Origin of the sequence: Streptomyces sp. NPDC048718 (assembly GCF_043198875.1) — a bacterium.
GTDB lineage: Bacteria > Actinomycetota > Actinomycetes > Streptomycetales > Streptomycetaceae > Streptomyces.
This window is the reverse complement of sequence record NZ_JBICVG010000023.1, coordinates 46,612-61,650: the sequence shown is the minus strand read 5'-3', so window position 1 is coordinate 61,650 and position 15,039 is coordinate 46,612. Positions and strand designations below refer to the sequence as shown.

Here is a 15,039-nt window from a genome sequence, read left to right as displayed (position 1 = left end):
GCGGCCCGCACTTGGTGGTGGCCAAGGTGGGCTTGCGGGTGGGTGCGGCGGCAGGTGCGTGGCCCGCACGTGCGCGAGGCGGCTGGGGCTGGGCCTGCGGGTGGGCGAGGCGGCTGGTGTGCGGCCCGCACGGGCGTGAGACGGCAGGGATCCGGCCCGCACGTAAGTGCGGCGGGCGGCGGGGGCTGGGCTTGCGGGTGGGTGCGGCGCTGGTGCGCGGCCCGCACGTGCGCGAGGCGGCTACGGGTGGGCACATGTTGTTTGCGCCGCGTTGGCCTTTTTTGTACCTCGGTTCACCTCCGGGGTGCTGGAGTCGGACTCACAGCACCGATCGTGCTCGGCCCACTCGTTCCTCGCGGGCCTGCGCGCGTTCGGCACTGTTCCCCCGACGCACCCCTTCGGCTCACTCGGCCGTACACAACAACCCGCACCCAGACGTAACGGCAGGTTCCCGGCCCGCACTCACGGTGCCTCCGGGGGCCGGCCCGCACGAGTGCAAAGCGGCAGGGTGAGCCCGCACTTGTCGGCGCGGGGCGGGGGTGAACGTCCGGTGCCTGGGTTGCCCAAGATCAGCACGCCCGCCCTTGTCGTTGCGAAGGCGTGCGGGGTGCCCTTTACGGGCGAGTGAGCCGAAGGGTGCCGCGGGTGTCGAAAGGGAGAGCGCGCGCAGGCCCGCGAGGAACGAGTGGGCCGAGCACGGTCGACCGTCGACACACGCACCAGGCACCCGGAGGCGAAGGAGCCACAAAAAGGCCAACGTGAAGCAAGCAACATGCGCTCGCCCCTTGCCGTCTCGCGCTCGTGCGGGTCCGGCCCTTGCCGCCTCACTCACGTGCGGGCCCGCGCCTTGCCGCCTTGCGCTCGTGCGGGCTGAGCCCCCGCTGTATCACGCTCGTGCGGGCCGCCCGTCTGCCGTCTCGTACCCGTGCGGGCTGAGCCCTCGCCGCCTCACGCTCGTGCGGGCCCACCCCTCGTCGTTTCGCCTCCGTGCGGGTCCCCGCCTCGCCGCCTCGCTTACGCGCCGGCTGAGCCCCTGCCGTCTCGCCCCCGTGCGGACCCAGCCCCCACCCCACCCCCCTCCGCCGCTCCTCCAGCCACAGGAATCGCCCGGCAAGCCCCGAGGTACAGTTTCGAGCATCAACGGATGTAGGTGAGGGTCGGCGTGTTGACGCAATCATCGACGCGGGTCCTTGAGCCCGCCGACCTCGGGGCGGCGCTCGCCGTTCTGCAGAGCGCGCCCGTCGAGAACGCCTTCGTCACCGCGCGCGTCCAGGCCGCCGGGCTCGACCCGTGGCGGCTGGGCGGGGAGATGTGGGGCTGGTACAGCGAGGGCCGGCTGCGGTCGCTGTGTTACGCGGGGGCCAACCTCGTTCCCATCTGTGCCACCCCCGAGGCCGTCCGTGCCTTCGCCGACCGGGCCCGCAGGGTCGGTCGCCGCTGTTCCTCGATCGTCGGTCCCGCGGAGCCCACCGCCCTGCTGTGGAGCCTGCTCGAACCCCACTGGGGCCCGGCCAGGGACGTCCGCGCCCAGCAGCCGCTGATGGCCGCGGAGAAGCCGGCGGCGGACGTCGACCCCGACCCGGGGGTGCGGCGGGTCCGCAGGGACGAGATGGATGTGATCATGCCGGCGTGCGTGGCCATGTTCACCGAGGAGGTCGGTGTCTCGCCGCTCGCCGGCGACGGCGGGCTGCTGTACCAGGCGCGGGTCGCCGAGCTGGTCGGCTCCGGGCGGGCCTTCGCGCGGATCGACGACGGCAAGGTCGTGTTCAAAGCGGAGATCGGTGCCGCCACCCGCCAGGCCTGCCAGATCCAGGGGGTCTGGGTGGCTCCCGAGCATCGCGGCAAGGGCCTGTCGAAGACCGGCATGGCCGCCGTCCTGGGCTACGCGCTGGCCGAGGTCGCCCCCGTGGTCAGCCTGTACGTCAACGACTACAACACCCCCGCCCGGGCCGCGTACCGCAGGGTCGGCTTCCAGGAGGTCGGTGCGTTCATGAGCGTGCTGTTCTGACCCGGCGAGGGAATCCGGGGCCGACCCCGCACCGACCCGCACCCCACCCCGAACCCCGAACCCCGAACCCGGGTCCCGTGGCCTCGCCCCTGCCTATAGGGTGCCGCGCATGGATGACACCGAGGTCGTGATCGCGCCGGTCGACCTGGCAGCCCGGGTCGACGAGGCCCTCGCCGTGCAGGCCCTCGCCTTCGGCCTCGATGACGCGGAGGTCGCCGTACGCCGTCATATCGTCGTACGCCACCTCCTGTGCCCCGGCGCCCGCGCACTCGGCGCGACGACCCCCGACGGGCGGCTCGTCGGCTTCGTGTACGGGATGCCCAACGACCGCTCCCACTGGTGGTCCACGGTCGTCGAGCCGTATCTGCGCATCACCGGCAGCGAGGGCTGGCTGACCGACTCCTTCGTCATCACCGAGCTCCACGTCCACCCCGACCACCAGGGCCGGGGGGTCGGCCGCCGGCTCATCACCGGCATCACCGACGGGTCCGACCTGCCGCGTTCCATCCTCTCCGCCATCGACACCGAGAGTCCGGCCCGCGCGCTCTACCGTTCCCTCGGATACGCCGACCTCGCCCGCAGGGTCCACTTCCCGAGCGCGCCGCGCCCGTACGCCGTGATGGGCGCCCCGCTGCCGCTGCGCCGGGGGAGCGGCGAGGGGAACTGATTTCTCCGAGCCGGGGGCGCCCGGCTAACCTCGGGGCCATCACCCTTTTCCGGCAGGAGTACGAGAACCATGGCCAACGCACCGGTCCAGCGCATGTCCCAGTTGATGGCGAAGACGCTGCGCGACGACCCGGCGGACGCCGAGGTCCTCAGCCACAAGCTGCTCGTCCGCGCCGGATACGTCCGCCGTACCGCCGCCGGCATCTGGAGCTGGCTGCCCCTCGGCAAGAAGGTCCTCTCCAACGTGGAGCGGATCGTCCGCGAGGAGATGGACGCCATCGGCGCCCAGGAAGTCTCGCTGCCCGCCCTGCTGCCCCGTGAGCCCTACGAGGCCACCGGCCGCTGGGAGGAGTACGGCGCCGAGCTGTTCCGCCTCCAGGACCGCAAGGGCGGCGACTACCTCCTCGGCCCCACCCACGAGGAGATCTTCACCCTCCTGGTCAAGGACCAGTGCACGTCCTACAAGGACCTGCCGGTGACCCTGTACCAGATCCAGACCAAGTTCCGCGACGAGGCCCGGCCCCGCGCGGGCATCCTGCGCGGCCGCGAGTTCCTGATGAAGGACTCGTACTCCTTCGACCTGGAGGACGAGGGCCTGGCCAAGTCGTACGCGCTGCACCGCCAGGCGTACCAGCGGATCTTCGAGCGCCTCGGCCTCGACTACCGCATCTGCGCCGCCACCGCCGGCGCCATGGGCGGTTCGAAGTCCGAGGAGTTCCTGGCCCCGGCCGAGGCCGGCGAGGACACCTTCGCCGACTGCCCGAACTGCGACTTCGCCGCGAACACCGAGGCGGTCTCCTACCCGCTCGCGTCCGTCGACGGCTCCGCCGTCCCGGCCGCCGAGGAGATCCCCACTCCCGACACCCCGACCATCGAGACGCTCGCCGCCTCCCTCGGGGTCCCGGCCTCCGCCACCCTGAAGAACCTGCTGGTGAAGGTCGACGGCGAGATCGTCGCCATCGGCGTCCCCGGCGACCGCGAGGTCGACATGGGCAAGGTCGAGGCGCACTTCGCCCCGGCCACGGTCGAGATGGTCACCGAGACCGACTTCGCCGAGCGCGCCGACCTGGTGCGCGGCTACGTCGGCCCGCAGGGCCTGGAGAAGGTCACCTACGTCGCCGACCCGCGCATCGCCCCCGGCACCGCCTGGATCACCGGCGCCAACAAGGAAGGCACGCACGCGAAGAACGTCGTCGCGGGCCGTGACTTCGAGGTGGACGCGTACGTGGACGTCGTCGTCGTCCAGGACGGCGACCCCTGCCCCAAGTGCGGCACCGGCCTGAAGCTGGACCGCGCCATCGAGATCGGCCACATCTTCCAGCTCGGCCGCAAGTACGCCGACGCGCTCAAGCTCGACGTCCTCGGCCAGAACGGCAAGCCCGTCCGCGTCACCATGGGCTCGTACGGCGTCGGCGTCTCGCGTGCCGTCGCCGCGCTCGCCGAGCAGACCGCCGACGAGAAGGGCCTGTGCTGGTCTGCCGAGGTCGCCCCGGCCGACGTCCACGTCGTCGCCGCCGGCAAGGCGCTCCAGACCGAGCTGGCCCTGGAGGTCTCCGACAAGCTGGCCGCCGCCGGTCTGCGCGTCCTGGTCGACGACCGAGCCGGTGTCTCCCCGGGCGTCAAGTTCACCGACTCCGAGCTGATCGGCGTCCCGAAGATCCTCGTCGCCGGCCGCCGCGCGGGCGAGGGCGTCGTCGAGCTGAAGGACCGCCGCACGGGCGAGCGCGAGGAGCTGACGGTCGACGAGGCGATCGCCCGCCTGTCCGCCTGACCGAAGCCGAGCCGAAGCCGAAGCCGAGCCGAAGCGGTAGCCGGTAGAGCCGGTAGTACGGCGAAGGGGTGCGGGTTCCAAGACGGAACCCGCACCCCTTCGCCGTACGCGCCCCTCCTGGGCCCCGGTCTACCCCCGGCTCTTCCCCCGCTCCTCCTCGTCGCGTGGGGCCGGCTCCACCGACGAGCCCGTCAGGTCCTCGATGGCCTCCGCTGCGGCCGCGTGGCCCGCGAGATACGCCTCGGTCGGGAGAATCGGGGGCACCGGCGGCGGGCCCGGGGACGCGTGCGGGGCCGTGGCGGCCTTGTCGGTGGACGACGGCTCCGAGCCGCCGCGCTCCAGGAAGCGCAGCAGCTCCACCGGGATGGGCAGCACCAGCGTCGAGTTCTTCTCCGCCGACACGGCCATCACGGTCTGCAACAGCCGCAGCTGGAGCGCGGACGGGGTGTCCTCCATCTGCCGTGCGGCCTCCGCCAGCTTCTTCGATGCCTGGAGTTCCGCGTCCGCGTTGATCAGCCGCGCCCGCCGCTCACGGTCGGCCTCCGCCTGCCGGGCCATCGACCGTTTCATCGTCTCCGGCAGCGATACGTCCTTGATCTCGACCCGGTCGATCTGCACGCCCCAGCCGATCGCGGGCGAGTCCAGCATCAGCTCCAGGCCCTGGTTGAGCTGCTCCCGGTTCGACAGCAGATCGTCCAGGTCGCTCTTGCCGATGATCGACCGCAACGAGGTCTGCGCCATCTGCGAGACGGCGAACTTGTAGTCCTCCACGCGCACCAGCGCCTCGGCCGCGTCGACGACCTTGAAGTAGACCACCGCGTCCACCCGTACGGTCACGTTGTCGCGGGTGATGCCCTCCTGGGCCGGCACCGGCATCGTCACGATCTGCATGTTCACTTTGTGTATGCGGTCGACGCCCGGAAGGATCATCGTGATGCCGGGCTGGCGCACCTCGTCGACCAGCCGGCCGAAGCGGAACACCACGCCCCGCTCGTACTGCTTCACCACGCGCGCCGCCGCTCCCGCGTAGACCACGATCACGGCTCCGGCCGCGGCGGCCGCCGTCAACAGCTCCTGGATCATCACGGCCCCCTGGGGAAGGGTTACAGCAAGGGTATTCCCCTCAGGGCGCGGGATTCACAGCCAGCTCGCGAACTCCAGCAGCAACTCGGCGTCCGTCCGCCGTCCGGCCGTACGCGCGCGGGTCGCGGATTCCACCGCGCGGAACAGGGTCCAGCCGCGCAGCCGCTCCCGGTCCACCTCCAGCGAGTCGGCCAGCTTGTTCACTCGTCGGCGGGCCGCCGAGGCCCCGGCGGACGCGCCCACGAGGTCCTCCACCCGGTCGCGTACCAGCCGGGCGAGGTCGTAGGCGCGCTCGCCGACCAGCGGCTCGGGGCCGACCGCGAGCCAGGGGGAACGGTCGCCGGCCAGGACCTTGCCCTGGCGGAAGGCGCCGTGCAGCAGAAACGTCTCGCCGGAGCCGGAGCCGGAGCCGGAGCCGGAGCCGGAGCCGGAGCCGGAGCCGGAGCCGGAGCCGGTGCCTACCTCCGCCTCCGAGCCCGCCCCAGCGTCCACCGCCGCGTCCGCTCCCGTGCCGTCCGCTCCCGTGCCGTCCGCTCCCGTGCCGTCCGCTCCCGTGCCGTCCGCTCCCGTGCCGGCACTCTCCGCGACCAGCTCCGCGCGGGCGGCGAGGGCCGCCGTCACCAGCGCGCCCGCCTCCGCGTCCGCCCGAGAGGAGGCCATGGACTCCGCCTGCCGCTCCGTGCGCGCGGCGACCGTCTCGAAACCGTGCTCGGCGGGCGGGGTCACCCACAGCTTGCGGATGGTGTCGGCGGCCTCCAGGAGGGCCTTCGCCTCCGGCAGCGAGCGCAGCGACATCTCGGGGTGCAGCCGCTCCAGGAGCAGCCCGCCCTCCCCGGCCTCGCCGAGCAGCTTGACCGTGCCCCAGCCGTTCCAGTGCGCGAGCGCGTCCCGCTCCAGGTCGGGCCGGGCGGCGGCGGGCGCCAGCTTCAGGGCGGCGCCGGGCACGAGCACGACCAGGCTGGAGCGTCCGCCGGGGGCCACGACCCGCTCGGCGGTCAGCCCGGCCTGTGCCAGGGCGTCCGGGACCAGCTCCGGGAGCCGGTCGAGCCACCCGGCCGCGGCGGCCTGCCCGTACGTCTCGCCGAGAGCACGCACCAGTCGCTGCGGTGGTTCGAAACCCATGGGTGCGTGCTTCCTTCGATGTCCGGGGCGGGGTCCAAGGCGGTGTCCGGGCCGATGTCCGAGGGAGACCCCGGGAGCCACGGGAAGCTCCGGCGAGCTGCGGGGGAGCCCCGGGTCGCTCCGGGTGGTTCCAGGCGGGGCGCCGGAAACCGGGCCGTCAGGCCCGTTCGGCGAGCCCAGGAAAGGTTACGCCGCCACCGCGCCAGCGGGCGGCGCGGACCGCCGCCTCGCGCAGGGCCGCCGCCGCGTCGTGGCGCAGCGCGCCTTCGGCGGAGCGGACGAGATCGGCGTACACGCCCGCGACCCGGTCCTCCAGGACGGCGGCGAGCCGGACGGCCGAGGCCGGGTCCGGCACCGCGAACGGCAGCTCGTAGCCGGGCGCCGCGGCGACCGGCTCGCCACCGAGGTCCCGTACGGTGCGGCGCAGCGCGTCGCGGCGGGCGCGGTGGGCGGTGTGGGCGGCGGTGGCCTCGGTGCGCCGGGCCTCGCCGAGCCGGCCGCCGACGACCCCGTAGCCGTACAGGGCGGCGTGTTCGGCGGCGAGCGCGGCCTGGGCGGCGGCAAGGGCGGTCATCCGCGGTCCCCTTCGGTCTCGGTGGTGAGCAGGAAGGTCTGGGCGGCGCCCGCGGCGGCGACGGAGGCCAGCAGCCGGGCGTATTCGGGAGGCGCGGTGTCGAGTGCGGCCGTATGGATGTCGGCGGTCGCCCGGACGGCGGCGGCCAGCTCCCGCAGCGCCGCGTCCGGATCGGCCGGTACGGCGGGGCCGGTGGCAGTGGCGGTAGCCGTGGCCGTGGACTTCGCGGGGGCGGAGCCCGTCGGGGCATGCCCGGGTGAGCCCGAGGAGCCCGAGGAGCCCGGGGCGGCCGGGGGCGCCGAGGAGGGCAGGGGCGGCGCCGGGGTGGTGCCGCCCTCGCCGAGCGCCGTCGCGTGCGCCGCGACCGCCGCGCGCAGGGGTGCGAGTCGGCCGGTGAGCGCGGGATGCGCGGCGAGTACCGCGTCGTACCGGGCGAGGAGGGCCCGGCCGGCCGCCGCCGAGCGGGTGCGCAGGGCCGCCTCCGCGCGCGCCGCGCGTTCGGCGGGGCCCGGCTTCCCCGGTTCCCGCCCCCCGCCTGCGGCGCAGCCGGCCAGGGTCGCCGCCGCGCCGGCCGTGCCCGCCGCTCCCGCGGCCAGGAGCACGCGTCTGTTCACCGTCGTCACGCCCACTTCCTCACCGGCCGCCACCGCGGCGTGCCAGGGTTCGCCTGGGGAGGGTCCCGCCCGCCGGATGGTCGGATTGTCTGTGTAGTCAGCCTGGATCGCCGCAGGCGAGCGTACCCGCGGGCGAGCGGCCTGGTGGGCGGCAACACCCTCCGGAACCGGATACCCTTTGATCTGACACGCGACGAACCCACAACAGCACACGCGGCCGAGGAGTCACCCGGATGAGCACCACCCAGAACGAACGGCTGCGCGGTCTTCTGGAGCCGCTCGTGCACGCGAAGGATCTGGATCTCGAGGAGATCGAGGTGTCCCGGGCCGGCCGCCGCGGATTGCTGAGGGTCGTCGTCGACTCGGACGAGGGCGTCGAGCTGGACGTCTGCGCGGAGCTGAGCCGCGACATCTCGGAGAAGCTCGACGAGACCGACGTGATGGGCGAGGGCGAGTACGTCCTCGAAGTCAGCTCCCCGGGCGCGGACCGCCCGCTCACCGAGCACCGCCACTACGTACGTGCCACCGGCCGCCTGGTCAAGCTGCGGCTGAAGGAGGGCGGCGACCTGGTCACCCGCATCCTCGCCGTGGACGACGACGGCCTCGACACCGAGGTGCCGGGCGTCAAGGGCCGCAAGGCGACCGCCCGCCGGGTGGAGTTCGCGGACATCGACAAGGCGCGTGTCGAGATCGAGTTCAACCGCAAGGACAAGAAGGAAGAGGAGGCGTAGCCGTGGACATCGACGTGAAGCTCCTGAAGGGCTTGGCACAGGAGAAGGACATTTCCTTCGAGATGCTGGTCGAGGCGATCGAGTCGGCCCTCCTCATCGCCTACCACCACACCCCCTCCGCCCGCCGCCACGCGCGCGTGGAGGTGAACCGGGCGACCGGTCACGTGACGGTGTGGGCGAAGGAAGACCCCGCCGACCTGGAAGAGGGTCAGCAGCCCAAGGAGTTCGCGGACACCCCGTCGGACTTCGGCCGGATCGCGGCGAGCACCGCCCGTCAGGTCATCCAGCAGCGGCTGCGGGACGCGGAGAACGACGTCACGTTCGGCGAGTACGCTCGCCGTGAGGGCGACATCGTCGCGGGCCAGGTGCAGCAGGGCAAGGACCCCAAGAACGTCCTGGTCAAGCTGGACGACAAGCTCGAGGCCATCCTGCCGGTGCAGGAGCAGGTGCCGGGCGAGGAGTACACGCACGGTCTGCGGATTCGTACGTACGTCGTACGGGTGGCCAAGGGTGTGCGCGGTCCGTCCGTCACCCTGTCCCGTACGCACCCCAATCTGGTGAAGAAGCTCTTCGCTCTCGAGGTGCCGGAGATCGCCGACGGCTCGGTCGAGATCGCGGCGATCGCCCGCGAGGCCGGCCACCGCACCAAGATCGCGGTCCGTTCGACGCGTTCCGGTCTGAACGCCAAGGGCGCCTGCATCGGCCCCATGGGCAGCCGTGTCCGCAATGTGATGGCCGAGCTGCTCGGCGAGAAGATCGACATCGTCGACTGGTCGGACGACCCGGCCGAGATGGTGGCGAACGCGCTCTCCCCGGCCCGGGTGTCGAAGGTCGAGATCGTCGATCTGGCCGCCCGTTCGGCCCGGGTGACCGTGCCCGACTACCAGCTGTCGCTGGCGATCGGCAAGGAGGGGCAGAACGCCCGTCTGGCCGCTCGTCTGACCGGCTGGCGGATCGACATCCGTCCGGACACGGAGCCGTCCGGCGACGAGCGCTGAAGCATCTCCGCCACCCGGCGGAGATCGTTTTTAGCCAACGACTGTTCGATTTCTACCCCGAACGGGTGAGGTCGGAACGGGGAGGTAGACTTAAGCGTGTCTGGCCGGACGCATGCCCGCGTGTGCCCTGAGCGAACCTGTGTGGGATGCCGGGAGCGAGCGGCCAAGAGCGACCTGCTGCGGATCGTGATGAATAAGGACGAGTGCGTCCCCGATCATCGCGGTACGCTGCCCGGCCGGGGTGCCTACGTGCACCCCGCCTCGCACTGTCTCGACCTGGCGGTCCGCCGCCGGGCGTTCCCGAGGGCCTTCAAGGTCCAGGGACCGCTCGACACGGAGGCGCTGCGCCTCCAAGTCGAGCGGACGACACCGCGGTGAAGCAACCGCGGTGAATGCAGAACGGCACGGAATCCCGTGCGGTCAGGTACCTCGCGAGTCGGAAGTAGGTCGAGATTGCGATGAGCACTCGATGAGTACGCGATGAGTACGCCCATGAAGTAGCGACGGTCCGGCGGTAACCGGACCTAAAAGGAGCGATGTGGCTAAGGTCCGGGTATACGAACTCGCCAAGGAGTTCGGTGTAGAGAGCAAGGTCGTCATGGCCAAGCTCCAGGAACTCGGTGAATTCGTCCGTTCGGCGTCCTCGACGATCGAGGCGCCGGTCGTGCGCAAGCTGACTGACGCTTTGCAGGGACCCGGCTCCGCCGGCAAGTCCGCTGCCAAGCCTGGTGCGCCCCGCAAGGCGGCGCCCGCCCCCAAGCCGGGAGGCCCCGCGCCGTCTCCGGCGCAGGCCGCTCGTCCGGCCGCCCCGAAGCCCGGCGCCCCCGCGCCGTCTCCGGCGCAGGCCGCCCGTCCGGCAGCCCCCAAGCCCGCCGCCGAGAAGCCTTCGGCTCCGGCGCAGGGTTCCCGTCCGACCCCGGGTCCGAAGCCCGCGGCTCCCGCGCCCAAGCCGGCGCCCGCCGCCCCGGCTCCGACCACCCCGGAGTTCACCGCGCCTCCGTCGGCCCCGGCCGCCGGTCCGCGTCCCGGTGCGACCCCCGGCCCGCGCCCGGCCCGTCCGGGCCAGCAGACCCCGCGTGCGCAGGGTCAGGGTGGCCAGCAGGGTGGCCGTCCCGGCCAGCAGGGTCCCCGTCCGGGCGGTCGTCCGGCCGGCCCGCGTCCGGGCAACAACCCCTTCACCTCCGGTGGCTCCACCGGCATGGCGCGCCCGCAGGCGCCCCGTCCGCAGGGTGGCGCTCCGCGTCCCGGCGGCGCCCCCGGCGCCCCGCGTCCGCAGGGTCCGGGCGGCGCCCCGGGTACCCCGCGTCCGCAGGGTCAGGGCGGTGCCCGTCCGACCCCCGGTTCCATGCCGCGTCCGCAGGCGCCGCGTCCCGGTGGCGCGCCCGGTGGTAACCGTCCGAACCCGGGCATGATGCCGCAGCGTCCCGCTGCCGGCCCGCGTCCGGGCCCCGGCGGCCGTGGCCCGGGTGGCCCCGGCGGTCGTCCCGGTGGCGGCGGCGGCGGTCGTCCCGGATTCACCGGTCGTCCGGCCGGTCCCGGCGGCGGTGGCGGCGGCTTCGCCGGCCGTCCCGGTGGTCCGGGTGGCGGCGGCGGTCGTCCGGGCGGTCCCGGCGGTGGCGGCGGCTTCGGCGGTCGTCCCGGTTTCGGTGGCCGTCCCGGTGGCCCCGGTGGCCGTGGTGGCACGCAGGGCGCCTTCGGTCGTCCCGGCGGTCCCGCGCGTCGTGGTCGCAAGTCGAAGCGTCAGAGGCGCCAGGAGTACGAGGCCATGCAGGCCCCGTCCGTGGGCGGCGTGATGCTTCCCCGCGGTGGCGGCGAGGTCATTCGTCTGTCGCGCGGTGCGTCCCTCACCGACTTCGCCGAGAAGATCGGCGCCAACCCGGCGTCGCTCGTCGCGGTGATGATGAACCTCGGCGAGATGGTCACGGCGACGCAGTCCGTCTCCGACGACACGCTCGTCATGCTGGCCGAAGAGATGAACTACGTCGTTCAGATCGTCAGCCCCGAGGAGGAGGACCGCGAGCTGCTGGAGTCCTTCGACATCGAGTTCGGCGAGGACGAGGGCGGCGAAGAGGCCCTGGTCTCCCGTCCGCCGGTCGTGACCGTCATGGGTCACGTCGACCACGGTAAGACCCGACTCCTCGACGCGATCCGCAAGACCAACGTGGTCGCGGGCGAGGCCGGTGGCATCACCCAGCACATCGGTGCCTACCAGGTCTCCACCGAGGTCAACGGCGAAGAGCGCCGCATCACCTTCATCGACACCCCGGGTCACGAGGCGTTCACCGCCATGCGTGCCCGTGGTGCGAAGTCGACCGACATCGCGATCCTCGTGGTCGCGGCCAACGACGGTGTCATGCCGCAGACGGTCGAGGCGCTCAACCACGCCAAGGCCGCCGGTGTCCCGATCGTCGTCGCGGTCAACAAGATCGACGTCGAGGGTGCCGACCCGGTCAAGGTCCGCGGCCAGCTGACCGAGTTCGGTCTGGTGGCCGAGGAGTACGGCGGCGACACGATGTTCGTCGACATCTCCGCCAAGCAGGGTCTGCACATCGACTCCCTGCTGGAGGCCGTGGTCCTGACCGCGGACGCCTCGCTCGACCTGCGGGCCAACCCCGACCAGGACGCGCAGGGCATCGCGATCGAGTCCCACCTCGACCGTGGTCGCGGTGCGGTCTCGACGGTCCTGGTCCAGCGCGGAACGCTGCGCATCGGCGACACGATGGTCGTCGGCGACGCGTACGGCCGTGTCCGGGCCATGCTCGACGACAAGGGCAACAACGTCGAGGAGGCGACTCCGTCGACTCCCGTCCTCGTCCTGGGTCTCACCAACGTCCCGGGTGCCGGCGACAACTTCCTGGTCGTCGACGAGGACCGTACGGCCCGTCAGATCGCCGAGAAGCGCGCGGCGCGTGAGCGCAACGCGGCCTTCGCCAAGCGTGTCCGCCGGGTGTCCATCGAGGACCTCGACAAGGTGCTCAAGGCCGGCGAGATCCAGCAGCTCAACCTCATCATCAAGGGCGACGCGTCCGGTGCGGTCGAGGCTCTCGAGTCCTCGCTGCTCCAGCTCGACGTCGGCGAAGAGGTCGACATCCGTATCCTCCACCGCGGTGTCGGTGAGGTCACGGAGTCGGACATCAACCTGGCGATGGGCTCCGACGCGATCGTCATCGGCTACAACGTCCGCGCGGCCGGCCGCGCGGCGCAGATGGCCGAGCGCGAGGGTGTCGAGGTCCGTTACTACTCGGTCATCTACCAGGCGATCGAGGAGATCGAGGCGGCCCTGAAGGGCCTGCTGAAGCCGGAGTACGAAGAGGTCGAGCTGGGTACGGCGGAGATCCGCGAGGTCTTCCGCTCGTCCAAGCTGGGCAACATCGCCGGTGTCCTGGTCCGCTCGGGCGAGGTCAAGCGCAACAGCAAGGCGCGCCTCATCCGCGACGGCAAGGTCGTCTCGGAGAACCTCACCATCTCGGGTCTGCGTCGCTTCAAGGACGACGTCACCGAGATCCGCGAGGGCTTCGAGGGCGGTATCAACCTCGGCAACTACAACGACATCAAGATCGACGATGTCATCGCCACTTACGAGATGCGCGAGAAGCCGCGGGCGTAACCACGCACGACGTGTCCGGGGCCGGTCGGCGGGAGTATTTCCGTCGATCGGCCCCGGCCGTTGCGTGTACCGTTTTGATGTTCCCGCCGAGCGATGGCACGGCGGGCCGTCGAACCCGAACCGGCGGGACATCCGGCACCACATGTACGTGGGGACACTGTCCTTCGATCTGCTCCTCGGCGACGTCCACTCGCTGAAGGAGAAACGCTCCGTCGTCCGGCCCATCGTGGCCGAGCTCCAGCGCAAGTTCTCCGTGAGCGCCGCGGAGGTGGGCGACCAGGACCTCCATCGAAGGGCCCAGGTCGGGGTCGCGCTGGTGGCCGGGGACGCGGGGTACCTGTCGGACGTGCTGGACCGCTGCGAGCGGCTGGTGGCGGCCCGGCCCGAGGTGGAGCTGCTCTCGGTGCGACGCAGGCTCCACACTGATGAAGACTGAATGAGCAAGGCAAAGAAGGAGAAGGACCAGTGGCCGACAACGCGCGGGCGAAGAAACTGGCGGACCTCATCCGGGAGGTGGTCGCCGAGAAGCTGCAGCGCGGCATCAAGGACCCGCGCCTGGGCACGCATGTGACCATCACGGACACCCGCGTCACCGGCGACCTGCGGGAGGCCACGGTCTTCTACACGGTCTACGGCGACGAGGAGGAGCGCGCGAGCGCCGCCGCCGGCCTGGAGAGCGCCAAGGGCATCCTGCGCTCGTCGGTCGGCAAGGCCGCGGGCACCAAGTTCACCCCGACGCTGACCTTCGTGGCCGACGCCCTCCCGGAGACCGCGAAGAACATCGAGGACCTCCTGGACCAGGCGCGTGCCTCGGACGCCAAGGTGCGCGAGACGTCCTCGGGCGCCGAGTTCGCCGGCGGGGCCGACCCCTACAAGAAGCCGGGCGAGGACGAAGCCGCCGAATGAGTACCGGAAACACTCCCGACGGGCTTGTCATCGTCGACAAGCCGTCGGGCTTCACCTCGCACGACGTCGTGGCCAAGATGCGCGGGATCGCCAAGACCCGCCGGGTCGGCCACGCGGGCACGCTCGACCCCATGGCCACGGGCGTGCTCGTCCTCGGCGTGGAGCGGGCGACCAAGCTGCTCGGTCACCTCGCGCTGACCGAGAAGGAGTACCTGGGCACCATCCGCCTCGGTCAGACCACCATCACCGATGACGCCGAGGGCGAGATCACGGCGTCGGTCGACGCTTCGAAGGTCACCCGCGAGCGGATCGACGCGGGGGTGGCCGAGCTGACCGGCGCGATCATGCAGGTGCCGTCGAAGGTCTCGGCCATCAAGATCGACGGCAAGCGGTCCTACGCGCGCGTGCGCGGCGGCGAGGAGTTCGAGATCCCGGCCCGGCCGGTCACCGTCTCCTCCTTCCAGGTGTACGACGTGCGCGAGGCGACGGCCGAGGACGGCACTCCGGTCGTCGATCTGGTCGTCTCCGTCGTCTGCTCCTCCGGTACGTACATCCGGGCGCTCGCCCGGGACCTCGGCGCCGGGCTCGGGGTGGGCGGTCATCTGACCGCACTGCGCCGCACCCGCGTCGGCCCGTACAAGCTGGACCGCGCCCGCACCCTGGACCAGCTCCAGGAGGAGCTGACGGTCATGCCGGTCGCCGACGCGGCCGCGGCGGCGTTCCCGCGCTGGGACGTCGACGAGAAGCGGGCCGGGCTGCTCCTCAACGGCGTACGCCTGGAGATGCCGGAGTACCCCGCGGGCCCGGTCGGGGTCTACGGGCCGGACGGGCGGCTGCTCGCGCTGGTCGAGGCCCAGCGGGGCAAGGCCAAGAGCCTGGCCGTCTTCGGCTGAGCACCTCGTCCGCGGATCTCCGCCGGACGGTTCGATGGGGCGAGCACGTATGTGCTCGCCCCATCG

14 protein-coding genes are annotated in these 15,039 nt (G+C 72.1%); 10 read left to right on the top strand and 4 right to left on the bottom strand.

The window, feature by feature from the left end; genetic code table 11:
* The first annotated feature begins 1,162 nt into the window (after positions 1-1,162).
* The 3 genes from ACGFRB_RS31225 (at position 1,163) to ACGFRB_RS31215 (ending at position 4,445) form a co-directional block, all read left to right on the top strand.
* Positions 1,163-2,008 carry a GNAT family N-acetyltransferase gene (locus ACGFRB_RS31225; RefSeq protein WP_393247834.1) on the top strand — a complete coding sequence of 282 codons (846 nt, stop codon included), beginning with the start codon at positions 1,163-1,165 and terminating at the stop codon, positions 2,006-2,008.
* 109 nt (positions 2,009-2,117) lie between these two features.
* A complete protein-coding gene (locus ACGFRB_RS31220; protein ID WP_363012690.1) occupies positions 2,118-2,675 on the top strand; it encodes a GNAT family N-acetyltransferase in 558 nt (185 codons plus the stop codon).
* Positions 2,676-2,744: 69 nt separating this feature from the next.
* Entirely contained in the window at positions 2,745-4,445 is a 1,701-nt protein-coding gene (locus tag ACGFRB_RS31215) for a proline--tRNA ligase (protein ID WP_363012691.1), read from the top strand.
* A gap of 129 nt (positions 4,446-4,574) precedes the next feature.
* Here the strand turns inward: ACGFRB_RS31215 and ACGFRB_RS31210 are convergent, their stop codons facing one another.
* The 4 genes from ACGFRB_RS31210 to ACGFRB_RS31195 all read right to left on the bottom strand — a co-directional run bounded on the left by ACGFRB_RS31210 (position 4,575) and on the right by ACGFRB_RS31195 (position 7,847).
* A complete protein-coding gene (locus ACGFRB_RS31210) occupies positions 4,575-5,528 on the bottom strand; it encodes a slipin family protein (protein WP_393247832.1) in 954 nt (317 codons plus the stop codon).
* 54 nt (positions 5,529-5,582) lie between these two features.
* Positions 5,583-6,650, bottom strand: a complete 1,068-nt coding sequence (locus ACGFRB_RS31205; RefSeq protein ID WP_393247830.1) for an aminoglycoside phosphotransferase family protein — start codon at positions 6,648-6,650, stop codon at positions 5,583-5,585.
* A gap of 157 nt (positions 6,651-6,807) precedes the next feature.
* Positions 6,808-7,224 carry a ferritin-like domain-containing protein gene (locus tag ACGFRB_RS31200; RefSeq protein ID WP_361224523.1) on the bottom strand — a complete coding sequence of 139 codons (417 nt, stop codon included), beginning with the start codon at positions 7,222-7,224 and terminating at the stop codon, positions 6,808-6,810.
* Entirely contained in the window at positions 7,221-7,847 is a 627-nt protein-coding gene (locus ACGFRB_RS31195; RefSeq protein WP_393247828.1) for a hypothetical protein, read from the bottom strand. The genes ACGFRB_RS31200 and ACGFRB_RS31195 overlap by 4 nt, the downstream gene beginning before the upstream one ends.
* 224 nt (positions 7,848-8,071) lie before the next feature.
* On the opposite strand from ACGFRB_RS31195, the gene rimP reads away from it, so the two are divergent.
* The 7 genes from rimP to truB all read left to right on the top strand — a co-directional run bounded on the left by rimP (position 8,072) and on the right by truB (position 14,973).
* Positions 8,072-8,569 carry a ribosome maturation factor RimP gene (rimP, locus tag ACGFRB_RS31190; protein ID WP_361224517.1) on the top strand — a complete coding sequence of 166 codons (498 nt, stop codon included), beginning with the start codon at positions 8,072-8,074 and terminating at the stop codon, positions 8,567-8,569.
* 2 nt (positions 8,570-8,571) lie between these two features.
* Positions 8,572-9,567 carry a transcription termination factor NusA gene (gene nusA, locus ACGFRB_RS31185; RefSeq protein WP_363011967.1) on the top strand — a complete coding sequence of 332 codons (996 nt, stop codon included), beginning with the start codon at positions 8,572-8,574 and terminating at the stop codon, positions 9,565-9,567.
* 96 nt (positions 9,568-9,663) lie between these two features.
* The gene (locus tag ACGFRB_RS31180; RefSeq protein WP_393247826.1) at positions 9,664-9,945 is read left to right on the top strand and encodes a YlxR family protein; all 282 of its coding nucleotides are present in this window, start codon (positions 9,664-9,666) and stop codon (positions 9,943-9,945) included.
* Between the two features lie 160 nt (positions 9,946-10,105).
* Complete coding sequence (gene infB / locus ACGFRB_RS31175; RefSeq protein WP_393247824.1) at positions 10,106-13,174, top strand: translation initiation factor IF-2; 3,069 nt, start codon at positions 10,106-10,108, stop codon at positions 13,172-13,174.
* Positions 13,175-13,316: 142 nt separating this feature from the next.
* Complete coding sequence (locus ACGFRB_RS31170) at positions 13,317-13,610, top strand: DUF503 domain-containing protein (protein ID WP_361224505.1); 294 nt, start codon at positions 13,317-13,319, stop codon at positions 13,608-13,610.
* 29 nt (positions 13,611-13,639) lie between these two features.
* Positions 13,640-14,080 (top strand): 30S ribosome-binding factor RbfA, encoded by a 441-nt coding sequence (rbfA, locus tag ACGFRB_RS31165; RefSeq protein WP_363011963.1) that lies wholly within the window; start codon positions 13,640-13,642, stop codon positions 14,078-14,080.
* Positions 14,077-14,973 (top strand): tRNA pseudouridine(55) synthase TruB, encoded by an 897-nt coding sequence (gene truB / locus ACGFRB_RS31160; protein WP_363011962.1) that lies wholly within the window; start codon positions 14,077-14,079, stop codon positions 14,971-14,973. Before rbfA ends, truB begins: the two co-directional genes overlap by 4 nt.
* Positions 14,974-15,039 lie beyond the last annotated feature (66 nt).